Source organism: Clostridium sardiniense, from assembly GCF_016907995.1.
Taxonomy (GTDB): Bacteria; Bacillota; Clostridia; order Clostridiales; family Clostridiaceae; genus Clostridium; species Clostridium sardiniense.
In genome coordinates this window covers 1-20,741 of record NZ_JAFBDA010000035.1, presented here as the reverse complement: position 1 = coordinate 20,741, position 20,741 = coordinate 1, and the positions used below count along the sequence as shown (strand labels likewise).

Here is a 20,741-nt window from a genome sequence, read left to right as displayed (position 1 = left end):
CGTCTTAGGGCGGTCTTTTTTGATTTTAATAAGGACTTTTAAACATTGGAGGCAGAATTATTGCATTTTCATTTTCCATTAATGTTTCTTTAGAAATAGTGAAGGATTCAGTATTTATTTTTGATATCTTTTTTAGTAATAAAGTAAAATCCTTTAATCCATTAAATAGAAAAGATGAATACGAATATTTATAGTTCATTGGGATAATAACCTTTGGGCTTATTTTTTTTATAAGCATATAAGCCTCTTTTCCAGATAGATTTATATGACCTCCAATAGGGATGAATAAAATATCTATATCATCAAGTTCATCTATAATATTATCTGATAAAAATTCACCAAGATATCCTAAATGACATAGTTTTAAATTATCAATATTATAAGTATATATAGTATTGGGGCCACGTTTATAGCCGCTATAATGATCGCAGTATGTAGTATATCCTTTTATTAATCCAATATCAGTATCATAAGTTCCTGGGGAATTTATGATCTTAATATGAGGGCCTATTTCATTAGGACATAACGATTCAATATTTTGGCTACTTAAAGTTATAATATTAGGATTTAAGGAGGAAATATCACAGGTATGGATCTTATTAAACGGATCAATAAGAAGTCTCTTACCCATTGATGTTTTTATGAGAAATGTTGAATTTTTAATCCATGTTATATCCATAAATAAATCCTCCTTTTGATTCAATTATAGTATGTGTAAATTCATCTAAATATAAACCTATTATCTTGAATAAGTATAAAAAAAGTATTAATATAATGTTACAAAGTCAAGGTAAGTAAAGAACAAGAAAGATTAAGAAGGTGTAAACATGGCAAGATTAACAGATATAATAGAGAAATTTATAAAAGAAATGATAAATGAAGATAAGGATAATAAGGTGTTAATTCAAAGAAATGAATTAGCAGATCAATTTAGATGTGCACCATCTCAAATAAATTATGTATTAAGTACTCGTTTTACTTATGCTAAAGGATACGTTATAGAAAGTAGAAGAGGCGGGGGCGGATACATAGCTATTAAGAGAATTGAGCACAAGTGTCCAGTTAGCAGAAAAAAATTATTAAATGAGTCTATAGGTGATGGAATAACGTATCATAATACTATTGCATTATTAGATAATTTATTAGAAACAGAAATAATTAATAAAAAGGAGTATGAACTCATAAAAATATCAGTGAACGATAAAACATTAAAAGATGTAGATAACAAAAATAAAGTTAGGTCAGATATATTAAAAGGAATGATGATGGTATTAATAGAATAAGGGGGTAGATTCATGCTATGTGAGAGATGCAACAAAAATGAAGCAAAAATTCATCTTATTAAGAGTATAAATGGAGATAAGACAGGCGTATGGTTATGCGATAATTGTGCCAATATATTTGGAGAGTTATCAATTATAAAATCTTCAGATGGGAAAGATATTTCATTTAATAAAATTATTAATAGTCTACTTGGAAAATTTTCGCTTAAAGATGAAAAAGTGACAAATCTTGTTTGCAAAGCATGTGGAACAACCTATGAAGAGATTAAAGATAAGAGAATACTTGGATGTAATAAATGTTATTACTATTTTAAAGATAATTTAATACCAGTAATTAAAAAAAATCAGGGTAATATAGAGCATATCGGAAAAATACCCAAAAGAGAAGGAATAATAATAAAGAAAAAGAAAAAAATCAAAAAATTAAAAAGTGATATAGAAAAGGCTATTGTTATTGAAGATTATGAAAAAGCTGCAGTAATTAGAGATGAGATATGGGATTTAGAAAGGGAACTTAAAGAGGGTGTGAGAAATGATAAATAATTGGATTAATAGCAATAGTATAGAAGATGGAATTATAATTAATAGCAAAGTAAAAATATTTAGAAATATACAGGGATATAAGTTTCCAGTAAACCTGGAGACAGAAGAAGGAAGACGATTATCTGAAAAAGTTATAAATATATTACTAGATAATGTAGATGGTCTAAAAACTATAAATCTTTGGAAAGATAAAGAAGAGTTAGATATTTATAAAGAAAAAGGGATTATAACTAATTCTTTATTAAAAAATAGTGACTTTTCTTCATTTGCTATAAATAACGACGAAACTTTTAGCGTAATGATAAATGAAAAAGAACATTTAGGATTACAATCTGTAAGTAATGGCAATAATCTAGAAGAGATGTATGAATATGTTAATAAAATTGATGATTTGATAGAGGATAAATTAACTTATTCATTTGATAATAACATAGGTTATCTAACTTCTGATGTATCTAATATTGGTACAGGTCTTAAAGCAGCAGTAATGGTGCATCTACCAGTATTATCTACAAATGATGAGATTGCTAATTTACTAAGAGGACTTAATAGAGCGGGAATATCTATAGAGGGTATGTATGGAGAGCGAGGAAAGTCTTACGGAAACATATATATAATATCTAATGAAATAACTTTAGGAGTTACTGAAGAGGAAATAATAAATACGTTACAAAATGTAATTAAAAATATAGTAAATGAAGAAAATAGAGCTAGAGAACAGATGATATCTGAGTGCAATAAAGAACTAGAAGATAGAATATTTAGAGCATATGGAATATTAAAAAATGCAAGAATACTTAAATGGATAGAAGGACTTAATTTACTATCTGATTTAAGACTTGGAGTAGAACTGTCACTATTAAATATTAATAAAGATAAGTTAAATAAAGCAATTATTTTAACTAGAGATTCCATTCTAAGAGGTAATGTACAGGACAAGATCTCCTATAGGGATTTGAATATAGAGAGAGCTAAAGTTGTTAGGAAACTTTTAGAATAAGATTTATGGTATAAAAGGGATAAGGAGGACTAAATACATGGGTAATGGGAGATTTACGGAAAGGACTGAAGCTGTAATACTAGAGGCTAAGAAGGAGTCTCGTAACTTTAAACACGGATATATTGGTACGGAGCATATACTTCTTGGGATATTAAAAGAAGGTGGGTATGCAGCAAGTGTATTAAATAAAAATAATATAAGTGATGATGATATAAGAGAAAAGATAGAGAGTTACTTAGGGTATGGGGAAATTGATATTTCAATATCAGAATTATTATTAACTCCAAGAACTAAGCATTTATTAGATATAAGTTTTAAAGAAGCTAAAAACTATAATCATAAATACGTAAATCCTGAGCATATACTTTTAGCACTTCTTAAAGAGGAAGATGGTGTTGCATATACTATATTATTGCAACTGGAAGCTGATGTTAAATCAATAATAAATGATATAAATTTATTTTTAGATGCAAAAGAAGATGAAGTGTTACTTCAAGATGAAGAGGATGAAGATTTATATGATGATATGCCTGTACTTAAGCAATATAGTGTTAATATGACTAAGCTTGCAAAGGAAGGTGCATTTGATCCTGTTATAGGTAGGGATAAAGAGACACAAAGGGTTTTAGAAATACTTTGTAGGAGAGTGAAAAATAATCCTTGCCTAATAGGAGAACCCGGAGTTGGTAAGACGGCTGTTATAGAAGGATTAGCTCAAAAGATAGTAGAAGGAAATATTCCGGAGATACTTAAGGATAAGCAGATATTTTCATTAGACCTTACCAATATAATCGCAGGTGCAAAATATAGAGGTGAGTTTGAAGAACGATTAAAAAAGGTTGTTGAGGAAATAAAAGGTAATAAAAATATAATTTTATTTATAGATGAGATTCATACTATTATTGGAGCTGGTGGTGCTGAAGGAGCTATTGATGCTTCTAATATATTAAAACCATCTCTTGCAAGAGGCGATGTTCAATGTATAGGTGCAACAACGACAGATGAGTACAGAAAACATATAGAAAAAGATACGGCATTAGAGAGAAGATTCCAACCTGTTAATGTAGAAGAGCCAAATATAGATGAAACTTTAGAAATTTTAAAAGGCTTAAGGGATAAGTACGAAGCTCACCATAAAATCAAGATATCAGATGAGGCTCTTAAATCAGCTATAGAGTTATCGGAAAGATATATTGTAGATAGGTTTATGCCTGATAAAGCAATAGACTTAATTGATGAGGCTTCTGCTAAGGTTAGAATAGAAACACTTGTAACTCCACCTGATTTAAAGAGCATAGAAGAGGAAATACAGATAGCGATAAAAGAAAAAGAAGAAGCTATAAGGGTTCAAGAGTTTGAGAAAGCAGCAGCACTTAGAGATAAGGAAAAGAAGTTGAAAGAGCAACTTAACAATAGACTAAGTGACTGGAGCACTAATAATTCTGTAAATACACTAGTAGTTGGAACAGAAGATGTAGCTAAAGTAGTTTCAAGTTGGACTAATATACCTGTTTCAAAACTTACTGAAAAGGAAAGTGAGAGATTACTTAAGTTAGAAGATAGGCTTCATGAAAGGGTGGTAGGCCAAAGTGAAGCAGTGTCCTCAATAGCAAAGGCTATAAGAAGGGCAAGGGTTGGACTTCAAGATCCAAATAGACCAATTGGAAGTTTTATATTCTTAGGACCTACTGGAGTTGGGAAGACTGAATTATGTAAGGCTTTAGCTGAGGCTGTATATGGTGATGAAGATAATATGATAAGAGTTGATATGTCAGAATATATGGAAAAGCATGCAGTATCTAAGCTTATAGGAGCTCCTCCAGGATATGTAGGATATGATGAAGGTGGTCAATTAACCGAAGCTATAAGAAGAAGACCTTATTCTGTAATTCTTTTAGATGAAATTGAAAAGGCGCATCCAGATGTATTTAATATATTATTACAAATACTAGAGGATGGAAGACTAACAGATGGCAAAGGAAAGCTAGTTAATTTTAAAAATTCTATAATTATAATGACTTCAAATATAGGAGCTCATAAATTAAATAAACAAAGGAATGTAGGTTTCTTAATTAGCAATGATAAAGAAAATGAGTATAATTCAATGAAAGATAATATATTAGAAGACCTTAAAAAAAGTTTTAGACCAGAGTTCATAAATAGAATAGACGATACTATTGTATTTCATAAATTAGATAGAGATTCTATGAAAGATATTCTAGATATTATGCTTAAGGAAATGAAAAATAGACTAAGAAAAAGTGATATCGATATATATTTTGATGAAGAAATAAAGGAATATTTATTAAATAAATGTAAGGGTAATGAATACGGAGCGAGACCTTTTAGAAGGATAATAACGAAAGAAATTGAAGATAAGCTAAGTGAAGAAATATTAAAAGGAACTATAAGAAAGGGAAAAAATTTAGAAGCATTTATAAATGAAGAATGTATAAAATTTAAGAATATAAGTTAAGTTATAAAGGGAGTAAATAATTATGCTCCCTTTATATTTTTTTGCATATATTAATGATTAGTGATATATGTAAAAAACTTGTAAAAATAATCGTTTTATAAAATATTTTATTGAAATAATAAAATTTAGTGTTATAATAAAACATAATAGATATACCCCACTGGGGTAAGGAGGCTGAAATAATGGCAAAGCAAGTAAAAGAAATTGATTTAATTATAGTTGGTGGTGGACCAGCAGGATTAACAGCAGCTATATACGCATCTAGAGCAAGATTAGACATGTTACTATTAGAAGATAAAGTAATGGGTGGTCAAGTCAGAAATAGTTATACTGTAGAAAATTACCCAGGATTTAAAAAAGTAGCGGGATCAGAACTTGCAGACATTATGCAACAACAAGCGGAAGAACTTGGAGCTACAATTGAAGAATTCGATATTATAGAAAATGTTAAATTAGATGGAGAAGAAAAAATAGTAGAAACTGAAGAATTTATATATAAACCAAAAGCATTAATAATTGCAACAGGTGCATCTCCAAGAAAATTACCAATAAGAAATGAAGAAAAATTTGCAGGTAAGGGTGTTCACTACTGTGCAGTATGTGATGGAGCTATGTATCAAAATAAAGTTATTGGTATAGTAGGTGGAGGAAATACTGCATTAGAAGAGGCTATCTTCTTAACAAACTTTGCAGAAAAAGTATATTTAATTAGAAGATATGATTACTTTAGAGGAGAAAAGGCAGTTCTTGAAGAAGTTGAAAAGAATGAAAAGATAGAAATTCTTTATAATGAGGATTTAATAGCTGTTGATGGTGAAGATTTCGTAGAAAAAGGAATAATAAAGAATACAATAACAGGAGAAGAAAAGGAAATAGCTTTAGAGGCTGTCTTTGGATCAATTGGTCATGAGCCAATGGTAAATCTATTTAAAGAATATATAAATATAAGTAAAGGTCAATATATAATTACAGATGAAAATATGAGAACAAACATCCCGGGTGTTTATGCAATAGGTGATGTTAGAGAAAAAGAATATAGACAAATAACAACAGCAGTTGCTGACGGAACAATTGCTGCATTAGAAGCAGAAAAATATATAAAGAAATTAAATAAATAAGTTAAATAAGGCGGTAGAAAATTATGATAAAAATTTATTCAACATCATGGTGTCCAGCTTGCGTTAAAGCGAAGAAGTATTTAAATATGAAGGGAATAGCTTTCGAGGAAGTAAATGTTGCAGACAAACATGAAGATAGAAATGAAGTTCAAAAAGTTTCAGGACAAAGAACAGTACCAGTATTAGATATTGATGGTAAAGTTATTGTTGGCTTTGATAAAAAAGCAATAGACGAAGCTTTAAAATAATATAAAAAACCCCTATTACTAAATTTAGTAATAGGGGTTTTTTTATTAATTTTATTAATTAAAGGCTAGTTAGTGCTTTATCTATAGCTGGTTTATCAAATCCTATTATGATTGTTCCGTTTATATCTAGAACTGGAACTCCCATTTGTTTTGATTTCTTAAGCATTTCATCTCTTGCTTCCATATCATCTTGAACATTTAATGAAGTGAACTCTACGCCTTTTTTAGTTAAATAATCCTTTGCCTTTACACACCAAGGGCATGAATTAGTTGTATATACTTTTATCATATTAAATTCCTCCTTGCTTAACAGTAATAATAATAATTATTATTATTGAATATCTTTTCTTAAATTTTACTCTAAATGATTATTAAATTCAAGCCGGCTATTGTATACATTGTGTAACAATTAAATTACTAATATATATTATATATCAAAAACTCTATTTGATTACATCTTTATTGTCCAAATATGAATTTAGAATAAAATTATTAGATACATCACCATCTGAAATAGTATTGGAGAAGCTTTCACTTACATTGAGAGGAAGATCAGGTTTAGTAGTATTTTGAGTATTTAAAATAGAATTGGCAAGTTTTGATTTATCAATCATAGTATCATCTCCTTTAAAATTGTATAATTATTATTTGTATAAAATAAAATTATTATGCTAAAAATAAATTTAAATTGTATAGTGGTCTAGACAACTATAACTTAAAGATATATAATTAATTTAGGAGGAACAGATATGATAGATAAAAATAGTCCAATTCCAGTTTACTTTCAATTAAAGGAGGCTATCTTAGAAAAAATCTCAAAAGGTTACTGGAAAGTAGGAGAATGTATAGATAGCGAAAGAGAGCTTGCGGAGCATTATGAAGTTAGTAGGATGACAATCAGACAAGCTTTAGGTGAATTAGTGCAAGAAGGGATATTAGTAAGGGAAAAAGGAAAAGGTACATTTGTCTGTGAGCCCAAGGTAAGACAACAAGATGTTATGAGTTTTACTGATATTATAGAAAAATCAGGTGGAAATCTAGAAACTGAACTTTTAGAGTTCAAGCTTATAGATACTCCAGAAGAATTAATAGATTTATTAAAAGATGAAAAAGTATATAAAATTAATAGAATGAGAAAAGTGGATGGTGAATGTATAGCAAACGAAGTAGTACATATATCACCTAGAGTATGCGGAGAATTAAATGATGAAATGTTAAAGGGTTCGTTATTTAAAATAATAGAGGAAAATGGACATTTCATAAATCATTCAGAATCAGCAATAAAAGCTATTGTAATGGATGACTTTTACAAAGAGTTATTTAGAGTTAGTAAAGTACTTCCATTAATAAGTACCTTTGGTACTACTTTAGATGAAAATAATAATATTCTTTTTGTAGAAGAATCAATTTATAGATCAGATAAATATATTTTAGAGGTCAATATATCGAGGAGAGAGGGGAAATTAAAATGAAACTAATAATAGTTAAAGATTATGAAGAAATGAGTAAAGTAGCAGCAGAGGTAATGGGTAAAGTTATTAATGAAAAGCCAGATGCAGTTTTAGGACTTGCAACAGGTGGTACTCCAATTGGAATGTACAAGGAATTAATAAATATGAATAAAGTGGGTAAAGTTGATTTTAGTAAAGTGACTACAGTAAATCTTGATGAGTATATAGGTCTTGCAGGTACTCATGAGCAAAGTTATAGATACTTCATGAATAAAAATCTTTTTGATCATATAAATATAGATAAAGAAAAAACTTATGTACCAAATGGATTGGCAGAAAATATTGAAGAAGAAGGAAAAGCTTACGATAAGAAAATAGATGAATTAGGTGGAACAGATATTCAATTATTAGGTGTTGGTAATAATGGCCATGTAGCATTCAATGAACCAGATAAAGCTTTAATTTCAGGAACTCATCTTACAGGTTTAACTGAAAGTACAATTGAGGCAAATTCAAGATTCTTTGATTCGATGGAAGAGGTTCCAAAGACAGCTATAACTATGGGATTAGGTCAAATAATGAAATCAAAGAAGATATTATTAATAGCAAGTGGAGAAGGTAAGGCAGAAGCTATGAAAGAGTTATTTAGTGGAAAAATAACAACAAAATGTCCTGTAACAATGCTTAACATGCATAGAGATGTTACTGTTATAATTGATGAAGTAGCTGCAAAATTTGTAAAATAATTTACTAAAGATTAGAAAAGGATTATCAATTACTTGATAATCCTTTTTTTCATAAATTAAACAGTACAAAAAATAGCTCTAAAATGTTATATTAGTACAATTGTATGTTATTATAATATAGGTAGAGTGTATCTTTACACACAAGTTAAGGAAGAAGTAGAGGGTGTTTTTAATGGCTAAAGTAAAATCAATATATATTTGTCAAGAATGTGCTTATGAATCTGCAAAGTGGCTTGGAAAATGCCCATCTTGTAATTCATGGAATACATTTGTTGAAGAAGTAAGAGATAATAAAGTTCAAGTTAAAAATGATATAGTAAAAAAACTTAAGCCTGAAAATATGCCAAAGAGTATAGGAGATATTAAATCTGGAGACAAAGAAAGATATAATACAGGAATAAATGAGTTAAATAGAGTATTAGGTGGGGGTCTTGTTAAGGGATCATTAACACTAATATCTGGTGATCCTGGTATTGGTAAATCTACATTATTACTACAAACTGCAAATAATATTGCAAAAACATATGGTAAGGTGTTATATGTATCCGGAGAAGAGTCAGAAGAACAGATAAAAATAAGAGGTGATAGATTAGGTGTAGCTTCTAATGATTTATATATTGTATCAGAGACAAATTTGGATACAATAGAAGTATATATAGATGAGTTAGAGCCTAAATTTGTAATAATAGATTCTATTCAAACTGTATATAAAGAAGGTGTTACCTCTGCACCGGGAAGTGTATCACAAGTAAAGGAATGTTCTAACCAGATAATGAGAATTGGTAAGAAAAGAAATATACCTTTATTTATCGTAGCTCATGTAACAAAGCAAGGTGAACTTGCAGGACCAAGAGTTTTGGAGCACATGGTAGATACAGTACTTTATTTTGAGGGCGAAAGAACTGAAGAATTTAGAATTTTAAGAACTATGAAAAATAGATTTGGAACAACAAGTGAAATTGGTGTATTTGAAATGAGACAAGAAGGATTGGTAGAGATATATGATCCATCTGGTATTTTTCTTGAAGATACAACCTTTAATCAAGAAGGCTCAGTTGTAATTGGTATTATGGAAGGAACAAGACCTATTTTAGTAGAAATTCAAGCATTAGTTACAGAGACTAAAGCTGTAATGCCAAGAAGAACAGCAGTTGGAATTGATAATCAAAGATTAAGTTTAATACTTGCTGTTTTAGAAAAAAAGTTAAGAATACCATTTTATAATCATGATGTTTATGTAAATGTTGTTGGTGGATTAAATTTAGACGGTACAACCGCAGATCTTGGTCTTGCTATAGCATTACTTTCAAGTATGAAGGGAAAAGGGATTAAACTTCCTAAGGTGTTATTAGTTGGCGAGGTTGGATTAACTGGAGAAATAAGACCAATAGCATCAGTTGATAGACTTGTAAATGAAGCAGAAAAGATGGGATTTGAAAATACAATAATACCTACAAGAAATAGAGAAAAAGTAACTAATAAATCTATTAAAATTTTAGGTGTTAGCAATATAAGGGAAGCGATAAGTAAGATATTCTAGGAGAATAGGTGAGTGTATGAGGTTAGAAAGAGATATTGAAATCAAAAATATACTAAAAATAATGTGTCCAGGAACTCAATTAAGAGAAGGGCTTGAAAATATCCTTAGAGCAAAAACTGGAGGCTTGATTGTTTTAGGAGATAACGAAAATGTTATGAGTATAGTGGATGGCGGATTCACAATTAATTCCGAGTATTCTCCTGCATACGTATATGAATTAGCTAAAATGGACGGGGCAATTGTACTTAGTGGAGATATTAAAAAAATAGTGCGTGCAAATGCACAATTAGTACCTAGTGCATCAATACCTACATTTGAAACGGGAACTAGACATAGAACGGCACAAAGGGTTGCTAGAGAAACTGGGAATATAGTAGTAGCTATATCACAAAGAAGAAATATAATTACAGTTTATAAAGGTGAATTAAAGTATGTCTTAAGAGAGAGTAGTGTAATTCTTGGAAGAGCAAACCAAGCGGTTCAAACCTTGGAAAAATATGTTTCGGTACTTGAAAGAGTAATAAATAATTTAAATTTATTAGAATTTCAAGATCTAACAACACTTTTTGATGTTGTTACTGCAATTCAAAGAACAGAAATGGTTATGAGGATTGTAGAGGAGATAAGAATATACATTCTTGAACTTGGCAATGAAGGTAGACTTATATCAATGCAATTAAATGAACTTATAAGACATATAGAAAGAGATGGTATATTTTTAATAAGAGATTATAGCTGTCCAGACAAAGATCATAATGAAATATATGAAAGCATACAAAACTTAACTTCAGAAGAACTTATTGATTTAGAAGCAATAGCTAGAGTTTTAGGATATGGATACGCACCTCTTGCAGATACACTAATATCTCCTAAGGGATATAGAATGCTTAGTAAGATAGCTAGAATTCCTTCAACGGTAATAGAAAACTTAATAAATCATTTTGAAAGTTTTAATAGAATAATAGAGGCAGATATAGATGATTTAGATAAGGTTGAAGGTATAGGAGAAGCAAGAGCAAAAGCTATAAGGAATGGATTAAGAAGAATAAACGATCAGGCTTCATTAAAGGTGGAATTATAGATAAATAAAAGCGATATCTAAATTTATGTTAGATATCGCTTTTTTATTTATTATTAATTTTATCATTATCTAAAATTGAATTTACCAAGGGTAGTAACTTTATCATTCTCTTGAAGTAATACATCATATAAATTTATGCCTAAATTGTTGCAAAGAGATGTAAGATAGAAAATGTTATTCCCCATTTCACGTTCAATTACTTCGCGACAATTATTACATAAGGTTCCATCAATATGATTCTTGAAGCAATCAGTAAGTTCTTCTATTGAATCGTTTTCTTTTGGTATGCATTGTTTGCTAGCATTTATTTTAATACAACCACAATTAGTTACAGCTTTAATAATTGCTCTATTAACTCTGGCATTTGATTCGCCATATTTACTCAAAGTGTCTAAAATGCTTTTATGTCTTAATAAAGAATCGTTTACAGAATTTTGAAAATCATCAAAAATAATATCTTTCATTTGTCTCAACTCCTTGCTAGTGTTTAATATATTTAGATTAATTATAAATTTTCTAGGCAATAATTGTCAATGTGGATTTAAGTAAATAACCATTTATTAAAATAATCATATACTATTTTAATTTTTAAATATAGGGGGTATAAAGTTAACGTCACTAAAACGTTAACTTAAATTAAGAAAATCTTCATTTAAGGGTACTTTTTAATATGGTATAATTAACTAAACAATGCTTTATTTTTATAAATCATTATATTAAAAGAATTTTATATAACAAATTTGGCAACAATTTTAATAAGGAGGTGATAAAATGTTTAAAAAGTTAATTAGAGGCATTTTAACATTAATGGGGCTGTTACTTGGTTATATAATTGGAGATTCAATTTTGAAAATTGAAGCTGTTAGAAAGATAGGGTATCTGTCAGGTACAGTTGGTTCGGTATTATTTCTTATTTTTATTTCTTTATTAGTTGGTATTATTATGTATTTAGTATCTCCGATAATATATAGGGCGATAATTGAACTTATTGATTATACTGAAAAGAATATGAGAAAATTTACTTTAACGGAGATTATATACGGAGCTATTGGAGCTGTCATAGCTTTAATTATAATGTTCTTTGTTGCAAGACCACTAAATGATTTTGCTGGGGCTTTAGGACCAATATTATATGTTTTAGTAAATTTACTAAGTGCAATAATAGGTATGAAAATAATGGTTGAAAAGAAAGATGATATGAATAATCTTATATTATCAATGAAAAAGTCAAGTTCTGCAAAAGAAAAAGTAAATAAGGAAAAGAAGAGTAAAGCTAATTCGAAAGAGGGAAGGTCTATACCAAAAGTGTTAGATACATCAGTAATAATTGATGGAAGAATATTTGATATCTGTGAAACAGGATTTATAGAAGGTCCATTAGTTATACCAAATTTTGTTCTTGATGAATTAAGACATATTTCTGACTCATCAGATTCACTTAAGAGAACAAGAGGTAGAAGAGGACTTGATATATTAAATAAGATTCAAAAGGAACTAGATATAGAAACTCAAATATGGGAGGGAGATTTTCCAAAGATAGCAGAAGTAGATGCTAAACTTTTAAAATTAGCCCAAACATTAGATGGAAAAGTAATAACTAATGATTATAACTTAAATAAAGTAGCAGAAGTTCAAGGTGTACCAGTTCTAAATATAAACGAGCTTTCAAATGCAATAAAGCCAGTTGTTATTCCAGGGGAAGAAATGACTGTAGAAGTTGTTAAGGACGGAAAAGAAGCAAGCCAAGGAGTAGCATATTTAGATGATGGAACTATGATAGTAGTAGAAGGCGGAAGAAAGTACATGACTAAAACAATAGGTGTTATAGTTACATCGGTATTACAAACAGCTGCTGGTAGAATGATATTTGCTAGACCTAAAGAGAACTAAAGGAGAGTTTAATGAATAGTGCCATTATTCTATCTGGAGGAAGAGGAAAAAGAATGGGTGCTGATATAAGTAAACAATTTATATCAATAAATGATAAGCCTATACTTTATTACACAATTAAAAAGTTTATGGAAAATGAATTAATTGATGAAATAATATTAGTTCTTCCAAAGGATGAGATTGAATACTGTAAAAAAGAAGTGCTAGATAAAAATAAGTTAAGAATAGATAAAATAGTTGAAGGTGGAGATGAAAGACAGGATTCAGTTTTAAACGGATTAAATGCTATAGAAAAAACTGATATTGTACTAATTCATGATGGTGCTAGACCGTTTGTTACAGATAAAATTATAGCAGAAGGAATAAAAGCAGCTAAAAAATTTAAAGCAGTAGCACCAGGTGTTATGCCAAAAGATACTATTAAAGTTAAAGATGAAAATGGATTATCAAAGGAAACCCTTAAGAGAGAACAACTTATAGCTGTTCAAACACCACAGATATTTGATTATAATCTTATATTAGAGTGTCACAACAAAGTTAAAGAGAATAATATAAAGGTAACTGATGACACTATGGTTGTTGAAACCTTTGGACATAAAGTTTTCTTGTATGATGGAGAATATACTAATATAAAAATAACTACTCCAGAAGATTTGATTTTAGCGAGATATTTAGCTGATAATTAGCGATAATATCACTATGTTGACAGTGAAAATTTTAGAAGTTATAATTAGTTAAGTATAATTCCATATAAATTAAGAACTATGAAGAAGAATAGTAGAAATCGCTTTTTCAGAGAGAGAATCCATAGGCTGTAAGGTTCTCAACTAGATTTTGAACCAGCTTCTGAGTAATAGGAAAAAACTATCGGTTTAATACCGTTATCATTATTAGAGAAAAAATTTAGGTGGTACCGCGATTAATAGTCGCCCTATTGTTAATAGGGCGGCTTTTTTTATATCTAAAAAAGTAAGAAATAAATTAAATTCACATAGAAATTAGGAGGATATTATTATGAAAATGTCTAATATGCTAATTGCAACTTTAAGAGAAGTTCCAGCAGAAGCAGAAATAGCAAGTCATCAGTTAATGCTTAGAGCAGGACTAATAAGAAAAATGGCATCAGGAGTATATAATCACTTACCTTTAGGAGTAAAAGTTCTTAAAAAGGTCGAAGATGTAGTAAGAGATGAGATGGATAAATCAGGAGCTCAAGAACTTTTAGCTTCAGCTATGATACCAGCAGAATTATGGCAAGAATCAGGAAGATGGGATGCTTATGGAGCTGAAATGTTTAGAGTTACAGATAGAAATAATAGAGAATTCTGTTTAGGACCAACTCATGAAGAAGTATTTACAAATATTGCGAGAAATGAAATAAAATCATATAAGCAATTACCATTAAATCTTTATCAAATACAAACTAAATATAGAGATGAAACTAGACCAAGATTTGGAGTTATGAGATCAAGAGAGTTTATAATGAAAGATGCTTATAGCTTTGATAAGGATCAAGAAGGACTAGATTTAGCATATGATAAAATGCATGATGCATACGTAAATATATTTAATAGATGTGGATTAGATGCAAAATGTGTTGAAGCAGATTCAGGAGCAATCGGAGGATCAAACTCAGCAGAATTTATGGTTAAATCAGAAGTTGGAGAAGATGATGTAGTATTCTGTACTGAATGTGATTATGCTGCAAATATTGAAAAAGCAGAGACAAAAGCAGAAATTGCAGAAGCTGAAGAATTAGTTGCAATGCAAAAGGTAGAAACTCCAGATAGTAGAAGCATAGAAGAAGTATCAGAATTCTTAAGTGTTTCTCCAAAAAAGACAGCTAAAACTTTAATATACAATGTAGATGGAAAATTAGTTGGGGTTTTAGTTAGAGGAGATAGAGAAGTTAATGAAGTAAAAGTAGCTAATGCTTCTAATGCATCAGGAGATATAGAATTAGCATCACATGAAGAAGTTAAGAGAGCTACTAATGCAGAAACTGGATTTGCAGGTCCTGTAGGATTAAGAGTAGACTTATTATTAGTAGATGAAGAAGTTAGTAATATGTACAACATGGTTGTTGGAGCTAATGAAACAGGATACCACTTAACAGGTGTTAATTACGGAAGAGAATTCGAGGGAGTAGTTGGTGACTTTAGAAACATAGAGGAGGGAGAAGCTTGTCCTAAATGTGGCGGAAAAGTTACTATAGCAAGAGGAACTGAGGTAGGTCATATATTTAAATTAGGAACTAAGTACTCAGAAGCTATGAATGCTAAATTTATTGATGAAAACGGAAAAGAAAAGCCATTTATAATGGGATGTTATGGAATAGGTGTTACAAGAACAGTTGCATCAATAATAGAACAACACCATGACGAAAACGGAATAATCTGGCCTTTAGAGGTCGCACCATATCATGTTTCAGTAATAGCTGTTAATTCAAAGGATGAAGATCAAATGAGGATTGCTTCAGAAATCTATAATGAATTAAGAGAAATGGGAGTTGAAGCTCTTTTAGATGATAGAAAAGAAAGAGCTGGAGTTAAATTCAAAGATTCAGAACTTATGGGAATTCCTATGAGAATTACAGTAGGAAAGAAGATAGGTGATGGAGAAGTAGAATTTAAGCTAAGAACTGGCGGAGAAAATGAAACAATAAAGATAGAAGATGCGAAAGAAAGAGTCAGAGCAGAATTCGAAAAAAATAACCTAAAACTAAGATAGTTAGGAGGAATAAGAATGAAGCTTTATAATACATTAACAAGAAAAAAAGAAGAATTTATACCAATAACTCCGGGTGAAGTTAAGATGTATGTATGTGGGCCTACAGTATATAACTTCTTCCACATAGGAAATGGTAGAACTTTTATAGTGTTTGATACAATAAGAAGATACTTTGAGTATAGAGGCTATAAAGTAGATTTTGTTCAGAACTTTACAGATATAGATGATAAGATGATAAAGAGAGCAAATGAAGAAGGAACTTCAGTAAAAGAAGTTGGAGATAAGTATATAAATGAATATTATACTGATGCAGATGCGCTTAATATAGAAAGAGCAACAGTAAATCCAAGAGCTACTCAGTATATAAATGATATAATTAAGTTTGTAAAAGAACTAATTGATAAAGGATATGCTTATGAAGTAGATGGAGATGTTTACTTTAGTACAAAGAAGTTCCAAGGATATGGTAAGTTATCAGGACAAAATATAGATGACCTACAAGCTGGAGCTAGAATAAACATAGATGAAAGAAAGAAGGATCCTATGGACTTTGCTATATGGAAGGCAAAGAAGGAAGGGGAGCCTGCTTGGAAGTGTCCATGGGGAGAAGGAAGACCAGGATGGCACATAGAATGCTCATGTATGGCAAAGAAGATATTAGGAGATACAATTGATATACATGCAGGTGGTATGGACTTAGCATTCCCTCATCATGAAAATGAAATAGCACAAAGTGAAGCATTAACAGGAGAGCCATTTGCTCACTATTGGTTACACTCAGCTTATGTAAATGTAAATAATCAAAAGATGTCTAAGTCATTAAATAACTTCTTTACAGCAAGAGATATACTAAAAGAATATGACTCAGATGTAATTAGATTCTTAATGCTTTCATGTCATTATAGAATTCAATTAAATTACAGTGAAGATTTATTAGAATCAGCTAAAGCATCAGTTGAAAGATTATATAATGCAATAGGTAATCTTGAAAATCTTATAGATGAAGTTTCAAGAACTGAAATGAATGAAGAAGAAAAGAAATACTTAGAAAGTCTAAATAAGTATAAAGAAAAATATATAGAAAAGATGGATGATGACTTTAATACAGCAGATGCTATAACTGCAATATTTGATTTAATAAAAGATACAAATACTAATATTAATGCCGAATCATCAAGAGAGTTAGCGGAAAAAGCTTTAGCATTAATAAGAGAACTTGGAGCTCCACTTGGAATGCTACAAAAATCAACTAAGGCTGATTTAGCTGATGAAGCAGACGAGATAGAAGCTTTAATAGAACAAAGACAACAAGCTAGGAAAAATAGAGACTTTGCACTTGCAGATAAGATAAGAGATGACTTAAAAGCAAGAGATATAGTACTTGAAGATACTCCACAAGGAGTTAGATGGAAAAAGGTTAACTAATTAAAAAGGGGCTGTGCGTTAAGTGCAGCCCTTATTTAAAGGAGCAATAATATGTTAGAAAATTTTAGAGTAAGAGAATTTAGCAAAGATGAAGCTAGAAGATTAAATCCACTTCAGTTAGCATTAGTTGGAGATGGAGTTTACGAAGTATTTATAAGAGACTATATACTTTCAAATAATACTGAACTTTCAGCTCATAAGATACATAGAAAAGCTATAGGATATGTTAAAGCAAAGAGTCAATCGGATATAATGCACAATATAGAAGAATTACTAACTGAAGAAGAAAGTTATATCTACAAGAGAGGAAGAAACGCTAAGTCAGCAACAGTTCCTAAAAATGCAGATGTAAGGGATTATAGAATGGCAACAGGATTTGAAGCTTTAGTTGGATATTTATATTTAATAAATGATAAGGAAAGACTAGAGTTTGTATTTAATAAAAGCATAGAAATATGTAAGGAACAGTAATTTTTAAATATAACTAGGTAAGGAGTTATTTAATATGACAAGAATAAAAAAGAGTAACCAAAATAGAAGAAGAGATGATAGAAAAAGCAATAGAAGTATAGATGAGAGAGGGCAGGAAGATAGATTTAGTCCTAGAGGAAAAGATAATAAAAGATTTAGAGAAGATAGACCAGTTAGATCAAGAGAAGATAAGTTTAGAGAAGATAAAGCAGCTAGAACAAGAGTAGAAAAAGTGGTGCCTAGCAATCAAGTTGAAGAAGTAAGAGAAGACTTAATAATAGGCAGAAATGCTGCTATGGAAGCTTTAAAGAGCGATAAGACAATAGAAGCATTATATATAACAAATGGCCCTAAAGAAGGATCTATAAATGCAATAATTAATCTTGCAAAAGATAAGAAGGTAGTAATTAAAGAGGTAGATAAGAAAAAATTAGATTCAATGGCAAGTGGTGCTGTTCATCAAGGAGTAATAGCAAGAATAACTCCATATAATTATTTTGAAGTAAAAGATATATTAGAAGATGCTAAGAAAAAGGGAGAGGCTCCTTTTATAGTAATATTAGATGAGTTAGAAGATCCTCACAATTTAGGATCAATAATCAGAACTGCGGAAACTTGTGGGGTTAATGGTATTATAATACCAAAAAGAAGAAATGTCGGAGTAACTCCTACAGTTTATAAGTCATCAGTTGGAGCAGTTGAACATGTTAAAATAGCAAAAGTTACTAACATAAATAGTACAATTGATGAATTAAAGGAGCAAGGAATCTGGGTTTACGGTGCAGATATAGAGGGAACAGAATATAGTTATGAAGTGGACTTTAGTGGACCATGTGCACTAATAATAGGTAGTGAAGGAAGAGGGATATCTAAATTAACTCTTAAAAAATGTGACAAATTAGTTAAGATTCCTATGATTGGAAAAATAAATTCTTTAAATGCATCAGTAGCTGGTGGTATAATGATGTATGAAGTACTAAAGGGTAGATTAAAATAAAAAGAGGGATGAGATGTGAAAATTATATTTATAGATGGATATAATGTTTTAAATTCCTGGCCAAATTTAAAAGACTTAAAAAACATTAGCTTTGATGGAGCAAGAAATAAACTAGTGGATATACTACACAATTATGGAAGTTATAATGATTGTAAGGTAATATTAGTATTTGATGGTCATAAGGTAGCAGGCAATATAGAAAATAAAGAAGAAATTAATAAAAATCTATCTATAGTTTTCACTAAAGATGGTGAAACTGCCGATGCATACATAGAAAAGGAAGTACATTCTATTGGTAGAAGATATGAAGTTTATGTAGTTACATCAGATTGGCTAGAACAGCAAACCATATTCCAAAGAGGTGCTGTAAGGATGTCTTCGCTGGAGTTTTACAATGAAGTTATTGGGTTGGAAAATAAGATAAGAATAAAAGCTGAGCATAATATGAATTCTCAAAAAAATAACTTAGGAGATAATATTGATGAAGATGTATTAAATAAGTTAGAAGAATTACGTAGAAGTCGCTGATATGTTGACTTCGCTTAAATAGCTAATGTATAATAGCAAATATGATAAGGTGTTAGGTGTTAAGGGTAAAATGTGGAGAATGGTGGGTATTCTATGACGAAATATTTAGAGTTTGATCAAAAAGATGATAAAGAAATAGCAATAGAAGCAAAGAATGGAAATGTATTAGCGCAAGAATATTTGATAAATAAGTATGAGAGCTTTGTGAAAACAAAAGCGAAGTCTTATTTTTTAATTGGTGCTGACAAGGAAGATATTTATCAAGAGGGTATGATAGGACTTTATAAAGCTATAAGGGACTTTAATCCTGATAAACTTTCAACGTTTAAAGCATTTGCAGAACTTTGTGTTACAAGACAAATAATAACAGCAATAAAAACTGCAACAAGACAAAAGCATATTCCATTAAATACCTATATATCCTTAAACAAGCCTATATATGAGGAAGAATCAGAAAGAACTTTGTTAGATGTGTTAGCAGGGCTTAAAATAACAGATCCAGAAGAACTTGTTATAAGTCAAGAAGAAAAGATTAGGATAGAAGAGGAGATAGAGAAAGTGCTATCTCGTTTAGAATTAGAAGTTTTAAATTCTTATCTTGATGGAAAATCATACCAAGAAATTGCATGTGATTTAGATAGACATGCAAAATCAATAGATAATGCTCTGCAAAGAGTAAAAAGAAAACTTGAGAAATGCCTAGATATAAACTAATTAATTTTTATTGACAAACAAAAAAAATGATAGTAAACTTTATAATTGGTATATTAAAGAAAACTCAATATTTTGAGTGCTCACGTAGCTCAGTTGGCAGAGTGTCGCCTTGGTAAGGCGGAGGTCGTCGGTTCAATCCCGATCGTGAGCTCCAACATAAAAAAGTACAAAACACTAGGCAAGGTTTATTAGAGTGATAAGGAGGAATTTATAATGTCAAAAGCAAAATTCGAAAGAAGTAAACCACACGTAAATATCGGAACAATAGGTCACGTAGACCACGGTAAGACTACATTAACAGCAGCTATCACAACTGTATTAGCTAACAAGGGGTTCGCTGAATCATTCAAATATGATGAAATAGATAAGGCTCCAGAAGAAAAAGAAAGAGGAATCACAATCAATACAGCTCACGTTGAGTACGAAACAGAAAATAGACACTACGCTCACGTTGACTGTCCAGGACATGCTGACTACGTTAAGAACATGATCACAGGAGC

At 30.1% G+C, this 20,741-nt stretch carries 23 protein-coding genes, 1 tRNA gene and 1 other annotated feature; of the genes, 20 read left to right on the top strand and 4 right to left on the bottom strand.

Going from position 1 to position 20,741, the window contains the following annotated elements; translation table 11 throughout:
* Window positions 1-25: 25 nt before the first annotated feature.
* On the bottom strand, window positions 26-679 hold the full coding sequence (locus JOC62_RS17890) for an MBL fold metallo-hydrolase (RefSeq protein ID WP_204596641.1): 654 nt from the start codon (window positions 677-679) through the stop codon (window positions 26-28).
* A 148-nt stretch (window positions 680-827) separates the two neighbouring features.
* Here JOC62_RS17890 and JOC62_RS17885 point away from each other — a divergent pair, with 148 nt between their 5' ends.
* From JOC62_RS17885 to JOC62_RS17860, 6 genes are all read left to right on the top strand, one after another.
* The gene (locus JOC62_RS17885) at window positions 828-1,283 is read left to right on the top strand and encodes a CtsR family transcriptional regulator (RefSeq protein ID WP_204596640.1); all 456 of its coding nucleotides are present in this window, start codon (window positions 828-830) and stop codon (window positions 1,281-1,283) included.
* A gap of 12 nt (window positions 1,284-1,295) precedes the next feature.
* Window positions 1,296-1,826, top strand: coding sequence for a UvrB/UvrC motif-containing protein (locus JOC62_RS17880; protein WP_204596639.1), 531 nt, complete (start codon window positions 1,296-1,298; stop codon window positions 1,824-1,826).
* On the top strand, window positions 1,816-2,826 hold the full coding sequence (locus JOC62_RS17875) for an ATP--guanido phosphotransferase (RefSeq protein ID WP_204596638.1): 1,011 nt from the start codon (window positions 1,816-1,818) through the stop codon (window positions 2,824-2,826). The genes JOC62_RS17880 and JOC62_RS17875 overlap by 11 nt, the downstream gene beginning before the upstream one ends.
* 37 nt (window positions 2,827-2,863) lie before the next feature.
* Window positions 2,864-5,302: an ATP-dependent Clp protease ATP-binding subunit gene (locus JOC62_RS17870; protein WP_204596637.1), complete on the top strand. Its 2,439-nt coding sequence runs from the start codon at window positions 2,864-2,866 to the stop codon at window positions 5,300-5,302.
* A gap of 182 nt (window positions 5,303-5,484) precedes the next feature.
* Window positions 5,485-6,420: a thioredoxin-disulfide reductase gene (gene trxB, locus JOC62_RS17865; RefSeq protein ID WP_204596636.1), complete on the top strand. Its 936-nt coding sequence runs from the start codon at window positions 5,485-5,487 to the stop codon at window positions 6,418-6,420.
* Between the two features lie 23 nt (window positions 6,421-6,443).
* Window positions 6,444-6,668, top strand: coding sequence for a glutaredoxin family protein (locus JOC62_RS17860; RefSeq protein WP_204596635.1), 225 nt, complete (start codon window positions 6,444-6,446; stop codon window positions 6,666-6,668).
* Window positions 6,669-6,726: 58 nt separating this feature from the next.
* Here the strand turns inward: JOC62_RS17860 and JOC62_RS17855 are convergent, their stop codons facing one another.
* Both JOC62_RS17855 and JOC62_RS17850 read right to left on the bottom strand, forming a co-directional pair.
* Window positions 6,727-6,957: a glutaredoxin family protein gene (locus JOC62_RS17855; protein ID WP_204596634.1), complete on the bottom strand. Its 231-nt coding sequence runs from the start codon at window positions 6,955-6,957 to the stop codon at window positions 6,727-6,729.
* 154 nt (window positions 6,958-7,111) lie between these two features.
* Window positions 7,112-7,282 (bottom strand): hypothetical protein, encoded by a 171-nt coding sequence (locus tag JOC62_RS17850; protein ID WP_204596633.1) that lies wholly within the window; start codon window positions 7,280-7,282, stop codon window positions 7,112-7,114.
* A 135-nt stretch (window positions 7,283-7,417) separates the two neighbouring features.
* Between JOC62_RS17850 and JOC62_RS17845 the strand changes: the two genes are divergently transcribed.
* The 4 genes from JOC62_RS17845 (at window position 7,418) to disA (ending at window position 11,486) form a co-directional block, all read left to right on the top strand.
* On the top strand, window positions 7,418-8,140 hold the full coding sequence (locus JOC62_RS17845; RefSeq protein ID WP_204596632.1) for a GntR family transcriptional regulator: 723 nt from the start codon (window positions 7,418-7,420) through the stop codon (window positions 8,138-8,140).
* A complete protein-coding gene (nagB, locus tag JOC62_RS17840) occupies window positions 8,137-8,865 on the top strand; it encodes a glucosamine-6-phosphate deaminase (protein ID WP_204596631.1) in 729 nt (242 codons plus the stop codon). The genes JOC62_RS17845 and nagB overlap by 4 nt, the downstream gene beginning before the upstream one ends.
* Window positions 8,866-9,037: 172 nt before the next feature.
* Window positions 9,038-10,405, top strand: coding sequence for a DNA repair protein RadA (radA, locus tag JOC62_RS17835; protein WP_204596630.1), 1,368 nt, complete (start codon window positions 9,038-9,040; stop codon window positions 10,403-10,405).
* Window positions 10,406-10,421: 16 nt separating this feature from the next.
* Complete coding sequence (gene disA, locus JOC62_RS17830) at window positions 10,422-11,486, top strand: DNA integrity scanning diadenylate cyclase DisA (protein WP_204596629.1); 1,065 nt, start codon at window positions 10,422-10,424, stop codon at window positions 11,484-11,486.
* Between the two features lie 65 nt (window positions 11,487-11,551).
* Here the strand turns inward: disA and JOC62_RS17825 are convergent, their stop codons facing one another.
* Entirely contained in the window at window positions 11,552-11,950 is a 399-nt protein-coding gene (locus JOC62_RS17825; RefSeq protein ID WP_204596653.1) for a nucleoside triphosphate pyrophosphohydrolase family protein, read from the bottom strand.
* A gap of 307 nt (window positions 11,951-12,257) precedes the next feature.
* On the opposite strand from JOC62_RS17825, the gene JOC62_RS17820 reads away from it, so the two are divergent.
* The 10 genes from JOC62_RS17820 to JOC62_RS17775 all read left to right on the top strand — a co-directional run.
* Window positions 12,258-13,376 (top strand): PIN/TRAM domain-containing protein, encoded by a 1,119-nt coding sequence (locus JOC62_RS17820; protein WP_204596628.1) that lies wholly within the window; start codon window positions 12,258-12,260, stop codon window positions 13,374-13,376.
* 11 nt (window positions 13,377-13,387) lie between these two features.
* A complete protein-coding gene (gene ispD / locus JOC62_RS17815; RefSeq protein WP_204596627.1) occupies window positions 13,388-14,062 on the top strand; it encodes a 2-C-methyl-D-erythritol 4-phosphate cytidylyltransferase in 675 nt (224 codons plus the stop codon).
* Window positions 14,063-14,131: 69 nt separating this feature from the next.
* Window positions 14,132-14,313 (top strand) — a binding site (T-box leader).
* 77 nt (window positions 14,314-14,390) lie between these two features.
* Window positions 14,391-16,106, top strand: a complete 1,716-nt coding sequence (locus JOC62_RS17810; protein ID WP_204596626.1) for a proline--tRNA ligase — start codon at window positions 14,391-14,393, stop codon at window positions 16,104-16,106.
* Between the two features lie 15 nt (window positions 16,107-16,121).
* Window positions 16,122-17,531, top strand: coding sequence for a cysteine--tRNA ligase (cysS, locus tag JOC62_RS17805; protein WP_204596625.1), 1,410 nt, complete (start codon window positions 16,122-16,124; stop codon window positions 17,529-17,531).
* Window positions 17,532-17,582: 51 nt separating this feature from the next.
* On the top strand, window positions 17,583-18,002 hold the full coding sequence (locus tag JOC62_RS17800) for a Mini-ribonuclease 3 (RefSeq protein WP_204596624.1): 420 nt from the start codon (window positions 17,583-17,585) through the stop codon (window positions 18,000-18,002).
* A gap of 43 nt (window positions 18,003-18,045) precedes the next feature.
* The gene (gene rlmB / locus JOC62_RS17795; RefSeq protein ID WP_423883162.1) at window positions 18,046-18,999 is read left to right on the top strand and encodes a 23S rRNA (guanosine(2251)-2'-O)-methyltransferase RlmB; all 954 of its coding nucleotides are present in this window, start codon (window positions 18,046-18,048) and stop codon (window positions 18,997-18,999) included.
* A gap of 15 nt (window positions 19,000-19,014) precedes the next feature.
* Window positions 19,015-19,527, top strand: a complete 513-nt coding sequence (locus JOC62_RS17790) for an NYN domain-containing protein (RefSeq protein WP_204596623.1) — start codon at window positions 19,015-19,017, stop codon at window positions 19,525-19,527.
* A 93-nt stretch (window positions 19,528-19,620) separates the two neighbouring features.
* Window positions 19,621-20,241, top strand: coding sequence for an RNA polymerase sporulation sigma factor SigH (gene sigH / locus JOC62_RS17785; protein WP_204596622.1), 621 nt, complete (start codon window positions 19,621-19,623; stop codon window positions 20,239-20,241).
* Between the two features lie 78 nt (window positions 20,242-20,319).
* Window positions 20,320-20,395: transfer RNA gene (locus JOC62_RS17780), tRNA-Thr, on the top strand.
* A gap of 59 nt (window positions 20,396-20,454) precedes the next feature.
* Window positions 20,455-20,741: GTP-binding protein (locus JOC62_RS17775; RefSeq protein WP_204596621.1), on the top strand; the 287-nt coding region annotated here is incomplete at its 3' end.